This is a genomic window from Aminobacterium sp. MB27-C1 (assembly GCF_030908405.1).
In the GTDB taxonomy this organism is placed as follows: domain Bacteria; phylum Synergistota; class Synergistia; order Synergistales; family Aminobacteriaceae; genus Aminobacterium.
In genome coordinates, this window is sequence record NZ_CP133089.1 from 1,366,461 (window position 1) to 1,384,235 (window position 17,775).

Below are 17,775 nucleotides of genomic sequence, written 5' to 3' on the forward strand. Positions count from 1 at the left end.
ATCACTTGCGTCATTATACACGACACCAAACGCCTATGCGATAAAATCCTTGCAAATCTTTAACCAGCCGTACAAAACGCAACGCTATCGTTTCGTATGCAGCCAAATAACGTGCTTGGTCGTCATCTCCCATTTCCATAACTAAATGTCCACCAGAAGAAAGCCATAGAGGACTTTTTTCCATGAGCTTCTTATAAAAAAACAATCCATCATGCCCTCCATCAAGAGCTATTTGAGGTTCATATAAAGCAACTTCGTCCATAAGCCCCTTAATTGCAGATGTAGGAATATACGGAGGATTGCTAATTACAAGTCCTAAGCTCTTTTCTGGCACAGGAACATCCTCTATATCACGGGAATGCCACAAAAGACAACGTTGCAATAAACCATATTTTTTTAAATTCTTCCACGCCCATTTTAAGGCTTTAGGAGAGGCATCTACAGCAATACCATTCGCCAAAGGCCTTTCTAATAGAAGAGTGGATGCAATACAACCACTGCCAGTTCCCCAATCCAGAAAGGTACCTCCACTAAAATATCGAAGAGCTTCTTCCACTAGAAGCTCTGTCTCTGGACGAGGGACAAGACAACCTTGACCAACGGAAAAATCCCTTCCCCAAAAGCTCTCGTACCCTATTATATACTGCAAAGGTTCTCTTTTTATACGTCTTTCCACCATTTTTTCCAGACAGAATATTTCTTCTTCAGAGAGAGATGTCCTCCAAAGATTAAGCCAAAGCTGAGAACGAGCTATGCCTTTCAGAGAACATAACAACCATTCGGCTTCGTTTTCTGCTCCTTCTATGCCTGCATCTCTTAAGCGCGTTGCCACATTCTGTCTAGTCTGGTAAAGCAATTCTTGATTATGTATTGTCTATACCCTCTCTAATTTTTGTAATCTTTCAGTCTGGTCTGCCATTGTTATGGCATCGATCATCTCGTATAAATCACCATCAAGATATTGATCAAGTTTGTAAAGGGTTACCCCTATCCGATGATCTGTAATTCTGTTTTGCGGGTAATTATATGTCCTAATGCGTTCTGAGCGGTCACCAGAGCCAATTTGCCCTCGGCGTTCTTCCGCCAGTTCTTCTGCTTTCTTTCCACTCTCAAGATCATAGAGCTTCGCTCGAAGATACATCATGGCTTTAGCTCTATTCTTTATCTGCGATCTCTCATCTTGGCATGTTACAACAATACCTGTGGGAAGGTGTGTAATTCGAACAGCAGAATCTGTCATATTAACATGCTGCCCCCCGGCTCCGCTTGAACGATATGTATCTATTTTCAAGTCTTCAGAGCGAATCTCCACATCAACAGCTTCTACCTCTGGCAAAACTGCCACTGTCGCTGTTGAAGTATGGATACGACCACCAGCTTCTGTTACGGGAACTCGCTGAACACGATGGACTCCACTTTCAAATTTCAATTTACTGAAAGCACCATTCCCATCGATTTTAAAGACAATTTCTTTCAAACCGCCAATCCCCGTTTCGTTTGATTGAATGACTTCTATTTTCCATCCCTCTCGTTCACAAAAACGACTGTACATACGATACAGGTCAGCACCAAAGAGAGCAGCTTCTTCTCCTCCCGCTCCGCCACGTATCTCCATAATGACACTTTTTTCATCATTCGGATCAACAGGCAATAACAGAACATGAAGTTCTTTACGAATCTCCTCCAAGAGAGGCTCTTTCTCTTTAACCTCTTCTCGTGCAAGTTCCTGCATCTCTTCATCCCCAGAATGGAAAAGGGATTTTGCTTCATCAATATCGTTCTTTATTTTTTTATATTCTCTATATTTTGCTACTGTAGCCTCTATTCGTGAGTGCCTTTTTGCAAGTTTCTGCATTTCCTTAGGATTACTGGCAATAGCCAAGTCAGACATTTTCTTTTCTAAATCGACAAACGACTGTTCTATTTCGTCAAGTTTACTCTCTAGATTCATTCAATTCTTCACCTCCGGAATAATCAGACAAAGGCCTACCTAACGCTTCTTCAAGAGCAGCTATTGCAACTTCTATCTGCTCTACACTAGGTTCTCTTGTCGTTAGATATTGAAAAGATAAAGCAGGCCAAAGTATAATTGTTCCCAACTTTTTTATAGACGATGCTGCCCGTATGACTTCATACGATAACCCTATAACCAATGGGAGCAGCAATACTCTCATCATTATTTTCCACAATAAACCACCGTGCCCTGCAACAGAAAAAACTATAATGCTCACTATGACAACAATCAAGAGGAAAGATGTACCACAACGAGGATGGATTCGAGAGTAGGTTAAAACCTGCTCTGGGGTCATGTCTGCTCCAGCTTCAAAAGCATTAATAGTCTTATGCTCTGCTCCATGATACCGAAAAACTTGCCTTATGTCTTTCCACAAGCCAATTCCTGCAACGTAGACAACAAAGAAAGCTCCTCGCAGCAATCCCTCTAATATATTCTTAGAAAAAGCAGAAAGATTCCAAAAATCCCCTCCCTGTTGTGCAAGCCAAACAGGGAGAGCCACAAAAACGCCTACGACAGCAATAAGAGCGACGGCTACAGACCCAGCAAACTCTAATGGCGTAATTGCTTCTTCCTCGCCCAAGGCCAATTGGGCAGAACGATTCAAAGCCCGTATTCCAATTTTCAACATTTCAAACATGGTGATAAGACCGCGGATTATCGGACATTTCCACCAAAAGGAGGCAGATCGTAAGACAGCATCCCAATGTTCCTTGTATATTTCGCCATCCTGTTGGCGTACGGCAAGCCCCCATCTTTGAGGACCACGCATTAAAACACCCTCTATAACGGCTTGTCCTCCCACAGGCATACGTTTATTTTCAGAACTCAAAATTACTCCTCCTTGAGAAGTTCCTCCATGGAGTGAAAGGGATGTCCGCAAGGACGGGCTTCGTTACATTTACCATTCACAACACAGGAAGGACCTGCAAGATTAAAAATAACAGGGGCTACTTTTTGAACTTCCCGGAGCATTCCACGAGCAACATCCTGTATTTCCCATTGGGCCCGTCGACAAAGCCTTAAAGCAAAGAAATGATGAAGTTCTCTCGCGTTCATAGTCATTACAAGACTCGTTGTCCATCCATGAGGCAAAATATATCGAGCGTCTTCCTTGGGAATTCCCCGTTTAACGAGATCAAGGTAGGTACAGTGGGAGGCCCTTACCTGATCAAGAAACATTTGTTCAGCCTCTTTGTCAGCAGCTATCGTTGGCGGCACAACTACATCTGGTTGTGTCATGGATACATAACGTTGGCTTCTCTGACTATAACTCGCAATTCGATGACGCACGAGCTGATGACTAGTAACCCTGCTCATTCCATCAAGAGAAAATGTGAAAGACGCATGTTCAAAAGGAGAGTTATGTCCACTTTTTCGCAGGTGTAAAAGTAACGATTCTACAGAAGAGGAATCTTGCTCTTTCATTATCGATCCCGCTGGAATATCACTATAACAAAGACGGGCTGCAGCAGCCACAATTCTGTCAGGATCTGGAGTATACCCCAACAACGTTACATGACATTTCACGAACGCATCAGCTCCTATCCATAACTAAAGAACATGTAAAAAAGGGGAGCCTCGCTCCCCTTCTTACTCTTCGCCTTCTGTGTCGCGCTGTCCGTAATTGATTCCTTCGTACTTTTTACGGAATTTCTCAAGGCGACCAGCTTCACTTGCCACCCTACTTCCCTTCTTACCTGTGTAAAAAGGGTGGCACTCAGAACAAACACCCACGCGGATTTCAGAAGAAGTAGAACGGGTAGTAAACGTATTGCCACACGCACACGTTACAACACATTCTTTATAATCGGGATGTATCCCTTTTTTCATCTATGTTGCACCTCCAAAAGACATTTCTTTACTGAACAAATATGCACTTTACCATATGAAATAAAGACATGCAAGCAAATATTTAGATATGCATAACGCCAAGACCGCACCTCTCGTGATGCGCCACTGCATGATAAGCAGTATCCCCCATAACTGCAACGGCAATCCAACGTTCATTGCGAACTATTGCTATTTTAGCACCTACACTTGCTTCAAGCATCCCTACAGTCAAAAAACCTTCAAGAGCCTCTACTGCAGCATGCATTAGAGCATGCATTTCATTTCTTGTTTTATCAACTACACCAGCATTCAAAGACGCACCGACAAGAGCACGGGTTACCTTTTGAGGAAGATCTCCGGCAAGCCCCCCGACTTCTGTTGCTACAGATCTCCAACCATATTGTGCTAACTCGCGTTTAAGTGCATTTTCTGCATCTGATGTAGTTGTAGACGCCAAAAGCAAGGCTGCACGACCCACTTGATTCTCGTCATTCAAATGAACCTGAATGGTGAGCTCAAGATCAATACCTCCGCGTAAAGTTTCAATGTCATCATCCACTTTTTCTTCTTCCTCCGCGACCCCCTCCGCCATAAGAAGTTCCTCCTGGTTGTTAAATATTTTTTTCCACAGCATCTTAGGACATCTCCCCTCTCAGATACTCATTTTACTATAGCATATTTAATGAAAAACCAGACTTCTGTTTAAGTCGTCTTAATAATTCTCGAAAAAATCTTGAAAAACCTTACTATTCTTGATACTCTTCCAAAAGAGCTTTATACTAATATGAAATATAATCTGGAAAGGGGGTGCCCCGTAAGAATTTTTCCTTATTTCTAAAGAGAATATCGTTTCAAAAAGGAGCCAAAAAACTTTTTGAGGGGGAATGGGAAATATGATGAAGAAAACAATGGTTTTCGCAACTGTGTTGTGTCTTTTGTTCGCTGTCTTTGCCGGAGCCGCCTCTGCAAAGACATTCGTTTCTATCGCTACTGGTGGTACTGGTGGTACCTACTATCCTCTAGGCGGCGGTATTGCTGACATTTTGACTCGGCATCTTGAAGATGTACAGGTAACATCAGAAACGGGAAATGCCTCTGTCGCAAATATCAACCTTCTCGGAACCCACCAGATTGAAATGGTTTTCGCGCAAAACGATATCACTTATTGGGCCGCAAAAGGAATGGGCCCTTTCAAAAAAGGCGCCTATGACAACATTCGAGTAATGGCTTCTCTTTACCCAGAACACGTCCATTGTATTACCCTTAAAGGGCACGGAGTAAACGACATTATGGATATTAAAGGTAAGAGAGTTTCTGTTGGTGCACCAGGTTCCGGAGTACAGGGCGATGTTTCCGCAATACTTAACGCAGCTAATATTAAGTACAGCGATATGAAAACAGACTTCCTCGACTTCAACAATACGACTCAGCGTTTTAAAGACGGCCAGCTTGATGTCGGTTTTGTCGTAGCGGGATATCCAACTTCTTCCATTATGGATCTCGCAACAATGCATGATGTCGACCTCGTTGAGTTCAATGACGATTTCCTTAATAAACTTGTTACAGAGTACCCATATTTTGTAAAGAGTGTTATTCCCGCAGGGACATATCAGGGAGTAGACCGTGACGTTAAGACCCCTGCCGTAATGGCCCTTCTTGTCTGCGATGCAGATCTTCCAGAAGATCTCGTTTATCGCATGACAAAAGCTCTTTGGGATAACATTGAAGAACTTCGCCCAATCCATGCTAAAGCTCAACTTATTACTCTTGAAACAGCTCTTGATGGTGTCTCTGTACCTCTTCATAACGGTGCAGCACGATTTTATAAAGAAAAGGGAATGACTATCCCTAAGTTCTAAGAAAAGAATAGACAATAAAAAACTGGAGCTTTATGAAAAGCTCCAGTTTTTTTATTTTATATTTCAAGCTTCGAAATAAAGCTGAAGCTCCTTTACCCATAAATCCAGATTATCTTTTTGGGTTCTGCCACTTACCCAATCTTTCCTTCCTCCACCTCTAATCCCAAGAATCTTATTATTTCTCACAAAAGCTGCAACATCAAGAGAAACACTCTCCCCAGCACCAAGGAAAAATTGAGAACCTCCATCTGCAGATGTAATAAAAAGACAAAGGGATGCGTCCATTTCTTTAATTTTACGACTTACCGATGCAGAAGCCACTTCCACTGGAATGTTAGCACCGTGATAAAAGAATAAGGGAAATTCTTTTACAGCTGCCTCTTCCCATGGGAAAGCAACGAACTCACGTAAAGAGTCTATACCTTTTAACAGAGTTTTGTTTTCTTGTTGTAGCCGTTTAAAAACAGATTCTAACTTTTCTATGGGGCATCCTATCTCTCGTAACAGTTTTCTAATTGCATAACTCTCTTCTTTTAATTTCTGATTTCTATGTACAGTAAATCGAAATTCCCATTCAGGATATCTTCCCTTAAATCCCTCAACATGAACTCCACCTATTTCCGAAGTTCGGTATACGTGGGTTCCTGAACAGGCAATGATATCAAAATCTGGAATACTGACGATTCTAACAGCGTCATTTTCTCCTATTCGATCCCAATTCGCCTTTAACCCCTTAATTTCACGCGCTTCTTCATAGGACTTTACGCAAACAGACACGGGAAGGTCAGCCTCTATAACCTTATTCCCTTCTTCTTCTGCATGAAAAAGAATCTCCCATGTTAATTCGTTCGGATAATGTAGATATACAGTTGTCGAATCTGTTTCTACGGCCACTTTATAAATATGAAGACCAGGATGAGAGTTCTCCAATATTTTTGAAAGGACGTGCTCTCCCGAATGCATTCTAGATAAAAGCCACTGTCGCTCTAAGTTGACTTCTGCCTCGACAACTAACTCTTCAACGAGTTCCCCCTTATTAACTTTTATATAGAGGAAATTTTTGCCATTCTCTGTTTGGCAATCTGTAACATCCGCATAAAAATCAGCTGACTTGAGGATCCCCGTATCTCCAGGTTGCCCTCCTCCTGCCGGGTGAAACGGATTAGGATCTGTTACAATAACGGCTTTTTTCCCTGAAATTTTAACTATTTCCTTAATAACTATTTTATTTTCCACAAAAACTCACCTCCTATACAAAAGTCCGAAAAGAGTAAATCCTGCTGAAAAGATAAGACCAACAAAAAGAGGCTGAACAGATGAAATAATGGCAGGTGCAAGAAGAACAGCGGCAAGACCAGCAACAGCTGCTCCTAGAGCCCAAAAAGGAGAAAGCCTGGATGGAAATAGTAGAGCAACAATAAGGGGGAAAAATGTTCCCGCGCCTCTTAAACTCATACTCAAATAGCTCCACTGCAAAATCATATCTCCACTGAAAAGAACCCCTATATACGCAGCACTCACAACTATAACAAGAACAGCTACTCTGCTTGCCAGGAGCGTTCTTCTCTCGTCCATTTTAGTAGAAAAAAACGGTAAAAATTTAAACAAATCTTGCACAATATTGGTAGCAATTCCAAAGGATAATCCAGCTGCTGCGCCTATAACTGTAATAAGAATTCCTGCCCAAAAAAATCCCCCAACCAAAGGGGGAAAATATAATCGGATGAACATCGGAAGAGCTTGCGAAGGAGATATAGCTATTCCCGTAGTTCGCATAAATAATCCCACATAAACTCCCATTAATCCGAGAGGTGGAATAAGAATTCCCGCCAATAAAGCACCTTTCCGAGCCGTAGCTGGACTAGATGCTGCAAAAATACCTTGTATATATATTTGAGTGCAAAAAACTCCTACAATCATAGAAAAAAAGGCCCCAAACCCTTTTGCTACACCTGTTCCGAATAGATCAAAAAAAGGCGTCACAGAAAGAGTATGGTATAAAGCCAGTGGAGTCATGCCCTTTCCAAGTCCAAGTAGCACAGAAGCTCCTAATGCCAGAAAAAGCATCGCTATTTTGGCTTTCCCGATAACACTATAACTTTTTAAACCTCCGAGATATAAAAAACCAAGGACAAGACATGCGATACCCATCGAAGCCTGAATGGAGGAAAGGGGGAAAATTGTCTGAAGTAATGCAACGCCAGAAAGAAATTGTGCAACTACCGATATATATGTTCCCAGAGAAGAAGCGATCATGGAAACCATACTCACACCGCTGCCATAATTTCTCTTTAAAAACTCTGGAATTGTCACCACTCCCGAATTTCGTAAAGTAGCTGCAAAACCAATACCTAAGATTAGGCAACCAATGCCTCCTCCAAGGGTAAACCACCAAGCCGATAACCCATATTGATATGCCATCTGAGCTGTACCTACGGTTGATGCCCCTCCAACAAGGGCACCCATAATAACTCCCGTGACACCTGTTATACCGGCTTTACGTCCAGCAACAGCATAATCACTGGTGCCTTTTATTTTACGAGCAACAAATGTGCCAAGAGCTAAAAAAAGAACAAGTACGGAAAGTGCGGAGAAGGCAAAAAGTTTCATATTAATCAAGTCCTTTGCTAAAGATAATTTACACAAAAAATGCCGGGCTGCTTATTCACGCAACCCGGCTTATATTTTCTAAATGGCGTGCCTGCGGGGATTCGAACCCCAGACCTTTGGCTCCGGAGGCCAACGCTCTATCCGCTGAGCTACAGGCACTTCTCAAACGTCGAAAATATTACCACGTACCGGGGTTTACTGCAACTAGAAACTAGTTGCGATGTGGGTTAACGCCCTCCTGTCTTGGACGTTTCAACACGGACTATTCTATTATAAAGAATAAATAAAAACTACTCAAAATATCCCCTAGGAAAACAGTACATCCTCTTATAGAGGATGTTAAGCTCTTAGAGAAAATTGGATCATGTAATTATATCCTAGATCTTTATAACTAATCTTTTTGAAACCAAAGGGCGCTACTAGTGTTTCTATTTCTTCTGAAGATTTACGCATAACTACAGGCGGCCCCCAAAGGGTGTTTTCCTTTTTACATTCAATAATAGCTAAATGACCATTCTGTTTCAAAACACGGGAAATTTCATTAAAGATATTTTCTCCGACTGATTCCAAGTTCAACGAATGGAGGACAGTGGCAATAAAAACTACATCTATACTATCATCAGAAATTGGTAAAGAACGGCAAATGTCAGAAACTATAGCCGAAATATTCGTTATTTTTTGAATGGAAGCTTCTCTTACTAGATCTTTAATCAACCTTTCTTGAATATCGAGTGCATATACAGTGCCTGACAATCCAACTTTATTAGCCGCCCAAAGGGTGTAATCACCAGTTCCACAACCTAAATCAAGAAAAGAATCTCCCTCTTTTAAGTCAAGTTCTTCAAAAATAAGATACGGGTCATGCATAAAAAAACTACTAGGTTTCCTTTCATAATGTTCACTCCTATGCTTTTTCTCTTTCTCCACTATAAACGCCCCTTTCTATTTAAAAGTCTATTGAGTTTATTTCTATTTACGTTTTTACAAAATTGTACTAAAGTGTTTTTTATGTTTCATTATCTGCAGATACTTTTCTGGAGTGAATATTTTCTATGAATAAACTTCTACCATTACTTCAAAAATGCGCTTTATTTAAGAATAAGAAAAAAAGTGAAATAGAGTTATTCCTGTCAAAGGTCAACCACAAAATTGACTCCTTTGAGAAGGGGGAGACTATTATTTCTCCTATACAATTTACAGATAAGTTAGGAATTGTTTTACTGGGAACGGTAGATGTTCAAAAAATTTTCCCCAATGGGAAAATGATTGTTATTCAAAAAAAAAGAAGTTCCGATTTAATTGGAGAGTACGCTATCTTTTCAAAATTAGAACTCTATCCGCACACTGTTATTGCAAATTCTCTGTGTAAAGTTCTCTTTTTACCTAAATGTGAACTTTCAGTCTGTTTCTCTTCTGAGAAAATTCTTATGTTGAATTTTCTAGAAATATTATCTAATTCCAATTTAATTTTAGAACATAAAATTGGTACCCTTTCTCTTATTTCCATTCAAAAAAAAATCGCAGAATTTTTAATACATTACAAGAAACATCTTTGTAAGAATGCTCACTCCGACATAGTCATCCTTCCTTTTTCCAAAAAAGACTGGGCAGAATATATGAATGTTTCTAGGACATCTCTTTCGAGAGAATTAAAAAATATGGAAATGGAAGGCATTTTATCTTTCGAGAAGCGTATTATTATAGTAAAGAATTGGGGGCAGTTAGAGAAAATTTTATCGTTGTAAACGAGTGCAATTCATAAATCTATACTTAAATTTAAATCAAAAATCATTCTGTAAAGAAGAATCAAAAAGGAAGCCCCAATCTCACACCCAAGGGCTCCTTTCTTTTTCTACTTTTTAAAAGTTACAATCGTAACTCCATAACCACCTTCGCCAGGGCCACCAAGGCGGTAACTTTCTACATAGCTTAAATTGTCACAAAGCTGATGGACCTCTCTACGAAGAATACCCTCTCCACGCCCATGTATAATTTCAACACTCTGATAACCTGCACGCATAGCTCTATCAAGATATCTTTCGACCAAAGGCATTGCTTCATCTATTGTCATTCCTCTAATCATCATCGATAAAGGAACATTTTCTGGCCTTTTTGATGAAATTATGGGAGTATCAGGTACAGCGTCACGAACCTTTTTAGAAGAGAGAGAGAGGGAGGCAAGTGGAACATCCATTCGAAGAGCTCCTGCCTGTACTTCAGCCTTATTCCCTTTTATAGATAAAACTATACCTGTTATAGATGTTCCTTGAATAGAAACTGTATCTCCTACACTTAAATTTCGTTTTGCTGTTGTAGCTTTCCCCATAGAACGTTTCTCTTCTTTCTCTTCAAGTTCTTTTCTTTTTTCACGTAATTTTTCTCTTTTATGATGTAAATCTCGTTGAACCACTGATCGTGACAAATCATCAAGTTCTCGAAGCATTTTTCGAGATTCTTCTTCTGCAGAAGAAAGTATAGAAGCAGCTTTCTGTTCTGCACTCGTCAAGGTTTTCTCTACCCGTTCTTCTAATTTTCTTTCTCTTTCAGAGTAGTCCTTTTTGAAGGCCTCTATTTCTTGGCGTTGCATCTCCAAGTTCTTTCGTTCAAGATCAAGCTGAGCGTTTCTTTCCTGAAGATCCGCAATAACCTCTTCTACCGAAACTTCCTGCTCTTCTAACGTCCTTCTAGCCTTTCTCAAAATTTCATCAGGCATTCCATAACGCTCTGCTATAAAAAGGGCATTGCTCCGCCCAGGAATCCCCATGAGAAGGCGATATGTTGGAGCAAGAGTCTCTGCATCAAACTCCATACTTGCTGTTTCTACATTTGGGGTTGTTAGTGCATAGCTTTTAATAGGATTATGATGCGTAGTAGCCAAAGTGATACATTTCTTCTCTCGTAAACTATCCAGTAACGCTACTCCTAATGCGGCACCTTCCTGTGGATCTGTGCCAGCTCCTAGCTCATCGAGAAGAACGAGAGAGGATGATGTCGCTTCTGAAAGAATATGAATAATATTTTTTAAATGAGCGCTGAATGTTGATAAATTTTGCTCAATACTCTGTTCATCACCAATATCAGCAAAAACGTTATCTAATACCCCAACAACAGATCCTTCATGGGCCGGAACTGGAAATCCGCACCAAGCAAGAATCACACCTACACCGACAGTTTTAAGGGCAACTGTTTTGCCCCCAGTGTTAGGCCCCGTTATTACAAGAACTCTAAAACTTTGCCCACAATTTAATGTCAACGGAACACCTTTTTCACCAAGAAGAGGGTGTACTAAATCGCAAAAGGCGAAAAGAGGCTTGCCACTTATTTCAGGCAAAACCCACTTTTGTTGATCCACAATATCTTTTAAGGCGTAAAACAAGTCAATTTGGCCAATAACCCACTCAACATCTGATATGGCTCTTTCGCGCGTTAGTATTTTTTGTGTTATTTCAGAAAGAATTCTTCGCTTTTCTTCTTCTTCATCTTGGAGTAAGAGCAACAGTCTACTGTTGAGTTCAGCAAGACTTCGTGGCTCCATATAAACTGAATTACCAGAACCAGATCTATCGACAACTGTCCCTGGAAATCGGGACGCAGAGTCTTGTCGTACAAGTACTGTAAATCTATTCTGACGATAGGAAAGTAACCGTTCCTGCAACATTGAACTAAGTCTTGCATTTGAAAAAAGACCCTGCGCTCTGAATCGAATTGATTGGCGCACAGCATCTTCGCTCTTTCTAATTCGAAATAAAATGGGAGAGGCAGAATCATATAAATTGCCGTCTTCGTCGAGAACAGAAAGGAACTCTATTTCTTCAGAAAAATCCCTTATTTTTTTTAATAAAAGCAAAAAGGGAGCGTATTCTTCTCTTGCTTTATTCAAGCTATCTTTTATTTTATTACCCAAAATAATAAGGGTTCGCAAAGCGACCAGCTCTCGCCCGGAGAGAAGAGCTGTTTTACGGGCTGACTGAATTTGCACTGCAACACTTACTACATTTTGATTCCAAGGGAAATCTCCATACCTATCAACGTAATCACAATATGCCAGAAATAAGCCCTGTCGGTTACGAAGAGATTCTAATGTATCACATGGACTAACCTCTTCCAATGCCGTTAAGCCTAAATCACTTCGTATACGTTTCGCAAAAAGAGAAAGGACTTTATCAATCTCTAAAAGGTTCCAAACTTCTTTACGTACTCTCATTGATCAAATTGACTCCTTCAACGGTATGGAAAATTGAATTGACATAGGGCCATGCCAATGAGGCCGTTTTCATAGCTATGCTCTCTTGCATCCATTGCGGGGATGGAGATGCAAAAGACGAAAATGCTGATAGCAAAGCATAAAGGAAAAGTACAAGAACAGCCCCCTTCAGAATGCCAGCGGCCCCACCAAGAACTCTATCTATAAAAGAAAGAGATGTCCAACGCAAAAAAGCTTGAACAATACGACAAACAACAGATGCTATTACTACGACCAGAACAAAAAGAAGGACCATAGAAATGATAAGAATTACAGATGCAGATCCAGACCATCTCGATAAATACCAACTCGTCAAAGTAGGTCCGAAACGCCAAGCTAGATACGCTCCTCCTACAATGCCGCCTAAAGAAAATACTTCTCCCGAGAGACCTCTAAAAAGACCACGCAAAAAAAGGAATGCAAGGACCAAGGCAATTGTTACATCTACTCCTAAAGCAAGTGTCATGAGTCTTCACGTTCTCCCTGATTGTTATACTCTTTCAAAATATGTTCTAACGACTTCCCCGCGTGGTCAAGACAGTACGCTAGATGAAGACTGACCAGGAGCAATAAATGCTCCTGGGCTATCTCCTGACCAACTGTATTCGCAGCTTCTTTCAAAAGAGAAAGAACGCGTTCATACGTTTCCTCATCTAAGGCTGTCTTTAAGTTATATTCCTTTTTCCCAAGCTTGAGCGTTACATCTCTCAATGGGATAGACAAAACAGCCAGCTCCTTTATTAGGAATTACGTCCACTTTCTGCCTCTTCAGGCAGAAGGGCGTTAAGTTTATCGTAAACGTTCTTGATCTGACTGTCCAGTTGTGTCTTATCTTTCTGCAATGTCATCTTTTCGCGCTCTAATCGCTCAACTGTCCGCTGTAATTCTTTGATCTCTCTGATGTGTTCCAAATCTTTCTCGGAGACTTTATTTCGAAGAGATTGGTTATCTCTTTTAAGTTGGTCGTTCTCGTTCTTCAACCGTGTCAACAATTCGGCCAACCTATTTGCCAACTGCTCAATAGAATTAAGAGTCACCATAGCATCGCCTCCATCTCAGTATTTACCAGAATTTAGCGAAGGACATATCCTTTCGCAGCCATTTCTTCCCGTACTTTATTGTGGACTGTATCAACCTCTTCATCACTAAGTGTTCGATGAGCATCCCTATATGTAAGTGAAAACGCAAGACTACGGGATCCCTCGGGAACACCCTTTCCGGTGTAAACATCAAAAAGGCGAATATTCCATAGCAAAGAACCCGCTGCGCTGCGTAGTTCTTCCTCAACAATCTCTGCATTTTTGTTAATAGCAACTAACAAAGAAATATCTCTATTTACACCTGGATACGGCGAATTCTCCTTGAACGAAGGCATATTTTCTTTGATGAGAGGTTCCAGAGATAACTCAAAAGCGAACAAAGGAGCCCCCATATCAAGTTCTTTTTCAAGAGAGGGTTTAAGGCGTACAAAATACCCTATTTTTTTATCTTCCATGTATATATCCGCGCTCTGGCCAGAATGAGCAAAAGGTTCTGTGCTAGTCATAAAGGTACAGTGCGCTCCTCTACTCTGGAGAATTGCTTCTAAATCGCTTTTTACAGACATAAAATCTTCAATGAGACTTTCTTTGTATATATTTCGAGTATCGCGACCTGGATAGACAAGACCTGCCATTTTTTCAATCTCGCGCACTCCACTTTCAGACTCTGAATCTCGTATAAATACTCTTCCCAACTCAAAGATACGAATAGCATCTCTCCATCCTGAACGTAAAGAAGACGCAAGAGCATTCAACAAACCAGGCAACATCAATGTTCGCATTGCCGAAAGGTCTACGCTCAAGGGGTTTGAAAGTACAAAAGGATGAGCCCGCTCATCGTCTTCAGAGAGCCGTAAAAGATTGACAAAGGAAGGAGGAAGGAAAGAGTAAGTTATAACCTCAACATACCCTCTTGCTAAAGCAAGCTGGCGTAGGTCAGCCTGTAGTTCAGTCCATTCTCCAACAGTTCCGGCGTGGCTCATTTTTTGAGGAAGGCGACTCGGCATGTCATTATATCCCCGTATTCGCGCAACTTCTTCCACAATGTCTTCTTCAATATCGATATCTGGTCTATAGGAAGGGATCTTAAACCATCGGGTTGAAGATTCTTTCTTTTGTGTTAATTCATATATTCCAAGACGTCCCAAGATGTTTGAAGCTTCGTCCAGATCATCCCATAACAATATTCTTTGAAGCTTTTCCTTTGTCAAACGCACTTCTTTTTGGGCAAGAGTTCCAGATGTTGCCTCTAAAACATTCCAATCTACTGTTGCAACTCCCCATTCTTGCAGTAAACCAAGAACAAAAGCCATTGCAGGATAGACTAATTCAGGATCTACTCCCCGTGCGTATCTAAAAGAAGCTTCACTGTTTAAACCTAAACGACGCGATGTTCTGCTAACACGAACAGCATCAAAATTAGCACTCTCTATAACAACATTCTTTGTGGTCTCGCATATTTCGGTATTTTCTCCACCCATTACACCAGCCAGTGCGATAGGAGTCCCCTTACTTGTAATAAGTATATCCAAAGGATCAAGAAGCCTTTCCTTGCTGTCAAGCGTCACCATTTTTTCCCCTTGTTTTGCGGAACGAACAGTAATTTCACGATCAGGTAGTCTATCAAGGTCAAAGGCATGGAGAGGCTGCCCCATCAAAAGCATGGTCAAGTTAGTTGCATCAACTATATTTGAAATCGGACGCATCCCCATAAGAGACAATAAAATACGCACAGGCAAAGGCGAAGGCTGAATTTTTACATCAGTTGCAAGCCCTAATAAATAACGCTGGCACCCTTCATCTTCCAAAGAAATATTTCTGAAATCTACGGGCCAAACATTTCCTTCTTCTGGGCGATTCTTTAAATTTTTTCTGCCGACAGCATCTGGGAAAAGAGCATATATCTCGCGAGCTATACCAAGTGCACTCAACAAATCGCCTCTGTTCGGCGTAATAGAAATGTCAAGAACAGCATCATCTAAACGTAAGTATTTCTTTACATCCTGCCCAACAGGAGCATCTGCAGGAAGACGTAAAATTCCATACTCATCAGCGATGTCAGGAAGACCTATTTCATCAGCAGAAAGCATCATCCCTTCGCTCATAATTCCTTCAAAATCCTTTTTACCAAGGACTGTTCCATCAAAAAGAATTGCTTCAGGTGGAGCATAGGGGACAATATCTCCCGCTTTCAAATTGGTTGCAGCTGTAACGCATATAGCCTTCTCTTTGCCATAATTAAGAGATGCAACCCAAAGAGAATCTTTATGAGGATGCTGTTCTAGTGAATCGATTCGCGCGACATAAACACCAGACAACTTTTCACATGGACGCGTTATTCCCTCTACTTCACACCCTGTAAGAGTCAGCTTTTCTGCTACTTCTTCAAGAGATGCCGGAATAGAGACGAGACTATTTAACCAATTCCACGACATTAACATGATTTGCCACTCCCCGAAAGAAGATAGGGAACATTCCCTTCAAAAAGAACACGAAGGTCAGTCAGCTTATATTTCAATAGAGCAAGTCGATCTAACCCCATTCCCCACGCAAAACCATTGTAAACATGGGGATCTATGCCTCCAGCCTTCAGTACGTTGGGATGAATCATCCCCAACCCGCCTATTTCTAACCAGCCAGTCCCTTTACATATACGACAATGGGGATTTTTGCCTGAACACTCAACACATTCGACATCAAGCTCCAAAGAAGGTTCAGTAAAGGGGAAATAACTCGCACGATAACGTGTTTTCAAAGGACGGCCAAAGATACTATTAACTAATACTTCAAGGCATCCCTTCAAATCAGCGACAGCAATATCCTTGTCAACCAACAAGCCCTCCAATTGATGGAACATGGGGGAATGAGTAGGATCACTGTCACGTCTATAGACCTTTCCTGGGCATACAATTCTCAATGGTGCTCCATATTTGAGCATAGAGCGAACCTGAACTGGAGATGTATGCGTTCTAAGCAAATGTTTTTCGTCAAAATAGAACGTATCCTGCATATCTCGTGCTGGGTGGAAAGACGGAATATTAAGAGCTTCAAAATTATGGAAATCGTCTTCTATTTCAGGACCTAAAGCAACAGAAAACCCTAAGCCTGTTAAAATTTTTATAACATCCATCGTAACCTGAGTTACAGGATGAAAGGCTCCCCAATTTCTGCCACGAGACGGAAGAGTAACGTCGATCATTTCTTTCTGCTCTTCAGCTATCCACTCTTGCTCTTCAAAAAATCTTTTACGGGACAAAAGCTGATTTTCTATATCATCCCGCAGCTGGTTAACCAACTGCCCTATTTCAGGCCTTTTCTCAGAAGGGAGTGAACCCAACATCTTCAGAAGAGACGTTACTTTACCTTTTTTGCCAAGGAACTGTACTTTCAGTTCCTGTATTTCGTCTACAGAACAAATGTTATCAAGCTTAGCTAAAAATTCTGTACGACAACTTTCTATGTTATTGTGAACTTCACTCACGCTCCATTACCCTCCCTTTCGCGCTCTTCATCTATAGCTTCTAAAAGAGTGTCTAAATCGTTCTTTTTACCAGCAATAAGAAGGCGATCATCTTTATTGATAACTGTATCTGCCGATGGTAAAAATCTTGAACCTTTTCTATCGAAAAGCAAGACCATAGCATTATATTTTTTTCGAAAATCAAGTTCTACAAGGGTTTTCCCTACCATCTCTGATAAAGGCGAAATTTCACCTACGAGATAATCTCCCCCAGGGAGCTGCGAAAAACTTGAAAGCCATGGATGAACAAATTGCTCTGCAACTCTCTGCCCCATGTCTCTTTCAGGGAAGATAACCCGATGTGCACCAACGCGAGATAAAACCCTTGCATGAAGGGCCGTTTGTGCCCTCGCGACGACTAAAGGGATGTTAAACCCCTTTATTATAGTCGTTGCTAAGATACTTGCTTCAATATTTTCACCAATAGTAACAACTGCTATGTCTGCCTCTTTCGCTCCGACTTTTATAAGAGCATCTTCATCTGTGGCATCAAGCTGGGCTGCCAAGTCTATAATTTCAGCTACCTCTTCAACTTTTGTAGCATCTGCATCAACGCCTACAACATACTGATTCATCGCTGCTAGTTTTTCGCATAATGAAAGTCCGAAACGTCCTAAACCAACTATAAGAATCATCTTTCGTTTCTCAGCCATTTA

18 protein-coding genes and 1 tRNA gene are annotated in these 17,775 nt (G+C 41.0%); 2 read left to right on the forward strand and 17 right to left on the reverse strand.

Annotated features, from left to right (window positions below; genetic code table 11):
• Window positions 1-13: 13 nt before the first annotated feature.
• The 6 genes from prmC to RBH88_RS06580 form a co-directional block, all read right to left on the reverse strand.
• Window positions 14-832 (reverse strand): peptide chain release factor N(5)-glutamine methyltransferase, encoded by an 819-nt coding sequence (gene prmC, locus RBH88_RS06555; protein ID WP_213692181.1) that lies wholly within the window; start codon window positions 830-832, stop codon window positions 14-16.
• A gap of 42 nt (window positions 833-874) precedes the next feature.
• Window positions 875-1,951 carry a peptide chain release factor 1 gene (gene prfA, locus RBH88_RS06560; protein WP_213692180.1) on the reverse strand — a complete coding sequence of 359 codons (1,077 nt, stop codon included), beginning with the start codon at window positions 1,949-1,951 and terminating at the stop codon, window positions 875-877.
• A complete protein-coding gene (locus tag RBH88_RS06565) occupies window positions 1,935-2,846 on the reverse strand; it encodes a DUF1385 domain-containing protein (RefSeq protein WP_307879469.1) in 912 nt (303 codons plus the stop codon). Before RBH88_RS06565 ends, prfA begins: the two co-directional genes overlap by 17 nt.
• Window positions 2,847-2,848: 2 nt before the next feature.
• Window positions 2,849-3,544 carry an FAD-dependent thymidylate synthase gene (thyX, locus tag RBH88_RS06570; RefSeq protein ID WP_213692179.1) on the reverse strand — a complete coding sequence of 232 codons (696 nt, stop codon included), beginning with the start codon at window positions 3,542-3,544 and terminating at the stop codon, window positions 2,849-2,851.
• Window positions 3,545-3,607: 63 nt separating this feature from the next.
• Window positions 3,608-3,847: a 50S ribosomal protein L31 gene (gene rpmE, locus RBH88_RS06575; protein WP_213692178.1), complete on the reverse strand. Its 240-nt coding sequence runs from the start codon at window positions 3,845-3,847 to the stop codon at window positions 3,608-3,610.
• An 82-nt stretch (window positions 3,848-3,929) separates the two neighbouring features.
• Window positions 3,930-4,439, reverse strand: a complete 510-nt coding sequence (locus RBH88_RS06580) for a HutP family protein (protein ID WP_307879470.1) — start codon at window positions 4,437-4,439, stop codon at window positions 3,930-3,932.
• A 301-nt stretch (window positions 4,440-4,740) separates the two neighbouring features.
• Between RBH88_RS06580 and RBH88_RS06585 the strand changes: the two genes are divergently transcribed.
• Entirely contained in the window at window positions 4,741-5,706 is a 966-nt protein-coding gene (locus tag RBH88_RS06585; RefSeq protein ID WP_213692176.1) for a TAXI family TRAP transporter solute-binding subunit, read from the forward strand.
• Between the two features lie 63 nt (window positions 5,707-5,769).
• Here RBH88_RS06585 and RBH88_RS06590 read toward each other — a convergent pair whose 3' ends face one another.
• The 4 genes from RBH88_RS06590 to RBH88_RS06605 all read right to left on the reverse strand — a co-directional run bounded on the left by RBH88_RS06590 (window position 5,770) and on the right by RBH88_RS06605 (window position 9,243).
• Window positions 5,770-6,942 carry an alanine--tRNA ligase-related protein gene (locus RBH88_RS06590; RefSeq protein WP_307879471.1) on the reverse strand — a complete coding sequence of 391 codons (1,173 nt, stop codon included), beginning with the start codon at window positions 6,940-6,942 and terminating at the stop codon, window positions 5,770-5,772.
• Window positions 6,943-6,948: 6 nt separating this feature from the next.
• On the reverse strand, window positions 6,949-8,316 hold the full coding sequence (locus tag RBH88_RS06595) for a sodium:solute symporter (RefSeq protein WP_307879472.1): 1,368 nt from the start codon (window positions 8,314-8,316) through the stop codon (window positions 6,949-6,951).
• An 83-nt stretch (window positions 8,317-8,399) separates the two neighbouring features.
• Window positions 8,400-8,475 (reverse strand) — tRNA-Arg (locus tag RBH88_RS06600).
• 180 nt (window positions 8,476-8,655) lie between these two features.
• Complete coding sequence (locus tag RBH88_RS06605) at window positions 8,656-9,243, reverse strand: class I SAM-dependent methyltransferase (protein ID WP_307879473.1); 588 nt, start codon at window positions 9,241-9,243, stop codon at window positions 8,656-8,658.
• Between the two features lie 125 nt (window positions 9,244-9,368).
• Between RBH88_RS06605 and RBH88_RS06610 the strand changes: the two genes are divergently transcribed.
• Window positions 9,369-10,061 carry a Crp/Fnr family transcriptional regulator gene (locus tag RBH88_RS06610; RefSeq protein WP_307879474.1) on the forward strand — a complete coding sequence of 231 codons (693 nt, stop codon included), beginning with the start codon at window positions 9,369-9,371 and terminating at the stop codon, window positions 10,059-10,061.
• Between the two features lie 107 nt (window positions 10,062-10,168).
• Here RBH88_RS06610 and RBH88_RS06615 read toward each other — a convergent pair whose 3' ends face one another.
• The 7 genes from RBH88_RS06615 to RBH88_RS06645 are packed head-to-tail and all read right to left on the reverse strand — an operon-like array spanning window position 10,169 to window position 17,772.
• On the reverse strand, window positions 10,169-12,520 hold the full coding sequence (locus RBH88_RS06615) for an endonuclease MutS2 (RefSeq protein WP_213695978.1): 2,352 nt from the start codon (window positions 12,518-12,520) through the stop codon (window positions 10,169-10,171).
• On the reverse strand, window positions 12,507-13,025 hold the full coding sequence (locus tag RBH88_RS06620; protein WP_213692170.1) for a CvpA family protein: 519 nt from the start codon (window positions 13,023-13,025) through the stop codon (window positions 12,507-12,509). The genes RBH88_RS06615 and RBH88_RS06620 overlap by 14 nt, the downstream gene beginning before the upstream one ends.
• Complete coding sequence (locus RBH88_RS06625; RefSeq protein ID WP_213692169.1) at window positions 13,022-13,282, reverse strand: hypothetical protein; 261 nt, start codon at window positions 13,280-13,282, stop codon at window positions 13,022-13,024. The genes RBH88_RS06620 and RBH88_RS06625 overlap by 4 nt, the downstream gene beginning before the upstream one ends.
• A 17-nt stretch (window positions 13,283-13,299) precedes the next feature.
• A complete protein-coding gene (locus tag RBH88_RS06630; protein WP_213692168.1) occupies window positions 13,300-13,599 on the reverse strand; it encodes a hypothetical protein in 300 nt (99 codons plus the stop codon).
• A 32-nt stretch (window positions 13,600-13,631) separates the two neighbouring features.
• On the reverse strand, window positions 13,632-16,040 hold the full coding sequence (gene pheT, locus RBH88_RS06635) for a phenylalanine--tRNA ligase subunit beta (protein WP_213695979.1): 2,409 nt from the start codon (window positions 16,038-16,040) through the stop codon (window positions 13,632-13,634).
• Window positions 16,034-17,080, reverse strand: coding sequence for a phenylalanine--tRNA ligase subunit alpha (gene pheS / locus RBH88_RS06640; RefSeq protein ID WP_213689976.1), 1,047 nt, complete (start codon window positions 17,078-17,080; stop codon window positions 16,034-16,036). Before pheS ends, pheT begins: the two co-directional genes overlap by 7 nt.
• Entirely contained in the window at window positions 17,077-17,772 is a 696-nt protein-coding gene (locus RBH88_RS06645) for a TrkA family potassium uptake protein (RefSeq protein WP_213689977.1), read from the reverse strand. The genes pheS and RBH88_RS06645 overlap by 4 nt, the downstream gene beginning before the upstream one ends.
• Window positions 17,773-17,775 lie beyond the last annotated feature (3 nt).

Coding starts and splice junctions, on each gene's coding strand:
- prfA (WP_213692180.1), bottom strand. CDS start 1,951: ATGAATCTAGAGAGTAAACTTGACGAAATAGAACAGTCGTTTGTCGAT.
- rpmE (WP_213692178.1), bottom strand. CDS start 3,847: ATGAAAAAAGGGATACATCCCGATTATAAAGAATGTGTTGTAACGTGT.
- RBH88_RS06580 (WP_307879470.1), bottom strand. CDS start 4,439: ATGGCGGAGGGGGTCGCGGAGGAAGAAGAAAAAGTGGATGATGACATT.
- RBH88_RS06585 (WP_213692176.1), top strand. CDS start 4,741: ATGATGAAGAAAACAATGGTTTTCGCAACTGTGTTGTGTCTTTTGTTC.
- RBH88_RS06595 (WP_307879472.1), bottom strand. CDS start 8,316: ATGAAACTTTTTGCCTTCTCCGCACTTTCCGTACTTGTTCTTTTTTTA.
- RBH88_RS06610 (WP_307879474.1), top strand. CDS start 9,369: ATGAATAAACTTCTACCATTACTTCAAAAATGCGCTTTATTTAAGAAT.
- RBH88_RS06615 (WP_213695978.1), bottom strand. CDS start 12,520: ATGAGAGTACGTAAAGAAGTTTGGAACCTTTTAGAGATTGATAAAGTC.
- RBH88_RS06620 (WP_213692170.1), bottom strand. CDS start 13,025: ATGACACTTGCTTTAGGAGTAGATGTAACAATTGCCTTGGTCCTTGCA.
- RBH88_RS06630 (WP_213692168.1), bottom strand. CDS start 13,599: ATGGTGACTCTTAATTCTATTGAGCAGTTGGCAAATAGGTTGGCCGAA.
- pheT (WP_213695979.1), bottom strand. CDS start 16,040: ATGTTAATGTCGTGGAATTGGTTAAATAGTCTCGTCTCTATTCCGGCA.
- RBH88_RS06645 (WP_213689977.1), bottom strand. CDS start 17,772: ATGGCTGAGAAACGAAAGATGATTCTTATAGTTGGTTTAGGACGTTTC.